Genomic DNA, 2,461 nt, shown 5'->3' with positions numbered 1-2,461 from the left:
CCTACAGCAGATTATAGAAAATGCCTGGGAAAACCGGGAATTATTGAAAGAGCAGGCTACTGCGGATGCAGTTCGTGCTGTGATAGAAGAACTCGACAAAGGTCGCCTGCGTGTGGCAGAGCCCAATGGGGATGACTGGAAAGTAAATGAGTGGGTGAAGAAGGCAGTGCTGATGTACTTCCCGATCCAGGCCATGAAGACCATTGAAGTAGGCCCCTTTGAGTTTCATGATAAAATTGCCCTGAAGTCAAACTATGCAGAACTGGGCGTGCGCGTAGTACCGCATGCGGTGGCACGGTATGGGGCTTTCCTGGCAAAGGGAGTGATCATGATGCCTTCTTATGTAAACATCGGCGCCTATGTGGGCGAAGGAACCATGGTCGATACCTGGGCAACGGTAGGAAGTTGCGCGCAGGTGGGCAAACACGTGCACCTGAGTGGTGGCGTTGGCCTGGGTGGCGTGCTGGAGCCCGTGCAGGCTGCTCCGGTGATCATTGAGGACGGAGCCTTTATCGGTTCCAGAAGTATCCTGGTGGAAGGTTGCCGCATTGGCAAAGAGGCTGTGATTGGCGCGGGTGTGACCATCACAGGCAGTTCCAAGATCATTGACGTGACAGGAGCCGAGCCGATCGAGTACAAGGGATATGTGCCGCCGCGCGCCGTAGTTATACCGGGTTCCTATACCAAGAAATTCCCGGCCGGCGACTTCCAGGTGCCCTGCGCCCTGATCATAGGGCAGCGTAAGGCAAGCACCGATTTGAAAACTTCCCTCAACGACGCGCTTCGTGAGAACGCAGTTGCTGTTTAGTTTTTGATTGTTGAATGGCTGGATGGTTGTCCTCTTATGGAGTTGGAAGTTTACCATCCTTCAACAACCGGTATAAGAAAAGGAAAGGCTCTGCTGAAGAAGCAGAGCCTTTCCTTTTAGGGTTTGCTATACCTGTGCCTATTGCCTGGAGTGGAGAGCAACGCGGTTTCCTTCGGTATCCAGAATGAGGGCCATGTAGCCGATTTCCTCCGTGATCAGGGTTTTCGGCTGCAGCACTTTGCCTCCCGCCGTCTCTACTTTTGCCAGCTCCTGGCTAAGGTCACCTGAAGGAGAGGAGAAGTAGACGATGGTGCCATCGGCCGATGGCTTGTAAAGCGTCTCATGCTTCACCAGCGACCCGGAGGCGCCCATGCCGGTATCGCTCCACGGGAACCAGGCCATTTCCTCCTCGCCGAATTGCTGGCTTTCCATTTCATAACCAAACACGGCGTTGTAGAACCGTATGGCGCGTGGCATTTCGTTGACCGGTATCTCAAACCAGCCCACCACATTGTTTTTCTCTTGTTGCATCGTTATCGTCTTGACTTATCTTTTCCTGAAACGATCTGCTACTACCAACTCCTTGTTCCCAGGAGTCCAGGTATAGAAGCCCTGGCCTGATTTCACTCCTTTGTGACCTGCCTGTACCATGTTTACCAGCAGCGGGCAGGGGGCATACTTCGGATTGCCAAAGCCGTCATGTAGCACCTGCAGGATAGAGAGGCAGACATCCAGCCCAATGAAGTCAGCCAGTTGCAGCGGTCCCATCGGGTGTGCCATACCTAGCTTCATGATCGTGTCGATCTCCTCCACGCCGGCTACACCTTCATAGAGCGAGTAAATGGCTTCATTGATCATCGGCATCAGGATGCGGTTGGCGACAAAACCCGGGTAATCGTTGCATTCCGTCGGTACTTTGCCCAGTTGCAGCGCTATGTCCATCACCTGCCTGGTAACTTCATCAGAAGTAGAATAACCCCGAATGATCTCTACCAACTTCATCACCGGCACCGGGTTCATAAAGTGCATGCCGATGACCTTGTCAGGACGGTTGGTGACAGACGCAATTTTTGTGATAGAGATAGAGGACGTGTTGCTGGCCAGAATGGCGTCAGGTTTGGCAAACGCATCCAGGTCCCTGAATATCTTTAGTTTCAGCTCCACATTTTCGGTGGCTGCCTCTACGATAAGATCCGCATCGTGCACACCTTCCTGCGTGCTGGTATAGGTCGTGATGTGGCGGAGTGTTTTCTCTTTCTGCTCTTCGGTCAGGTTACCTTTTGCGATGATACGGTCCAGGTTTTTGGAGATAGTAGCAAGTGCTTTCTTCAGTGCCTCTTCCGAAATATCGATCAGGGAAACGGGAAATCCATTTTGTGCAAAAACGTGGGCAATGCCGTTGCCCATGGTGCCGGAACCAATAACTGCTATTTTTTTCATAGGATATATGCGTATGGTTTAAAATCTCTTACAAAACTAAGAGAATTAGCCTTAATCCGGGTTTAAAATATGTTTTATCTTGGTATAATTAAATTTATTTATTTCTCCTCAGCCAGCCGTTTTTAAATGTGATGCCTTAATGAATGAGATCTGTGTCCAAAATAGAAACCAGCTATACCTGATATAAAGGTTCATAGAAGTCTGATAGATAAC

At 50.5% G+C, this 2,461-nt stretch carries 3 protein-coding genes; 1 reads left to right on the top strand and 2 read right to left on the bottom strand.

What is annotated here, in order from left to right:
* Positions 1-808 (top strand): 2,3,4,5-tetrahydropyridine-2,6-dicarboxylate N-succinyltransferase (locus tag OB13_RS10755; protein WP_461490168.1); only part of this gene is annotated, 808 nt, incomplete at its 5' end.
* Positions 809-946: 138 nt separating this feature from the next.
* Here OB13_RS10755 and OB13_RS10750 read toward each other — a convergent pair.
* Together OB13_RS10750 and OB13_RS10745 are read right to left on the bottom strand one after the other, a co-directional pair.
* The gene (locus tag OB13_RS10750; protein ID WP_461490167.1) at positions 947-1,339 is read right to left on the bottom strand and encodes a VOC family protein; all 393 of its coding nucleotides are present in this window, start codon (positions 1,337-1,339) and stop codon (positions 947-949) included.
* A 15-nt stretch (positions 1,340-1,354) separates the two neighbouring features.
* Positions 1,355-2,248: a 3-hydroxyacyl-CoA dehydrogenase family protein gene (locus OB13_RS10745; RefSeq protein ID WP_461490166.1), complete on the bottom strand. Its 894-nt coding sequence runs from the start codon at positions 2,246-2,248 to the stop codon at positions 1,355-1,357.
* Positions 2,249-2,461: the final 213 nt, after the last annotated feature.

Source organism: Pontibacter sp. HJ8 (genome assembly GCF_054824225.1).
This window is presented reverse-complemented; position numbering and strand designations above follow the sequence as displayed.

Excerpts from the sequence above, each read along its gene's own strand:
- OB13_RS10750 (WP_461490167.1), bottom strand. The coding sequence starts at position 1,339 with ATGCAACAAGAGAAAAACAATGTGGTGGGCTGGTTTGAGATACCGGTC.
- OB13_RS10745 (WP_461490166.1), bottom strand. The coding sequence starts at position 2,248 with ATGAAAAAAATAGCAGTTATTGGTTCCGGCACCATGGGCAACGGCATT.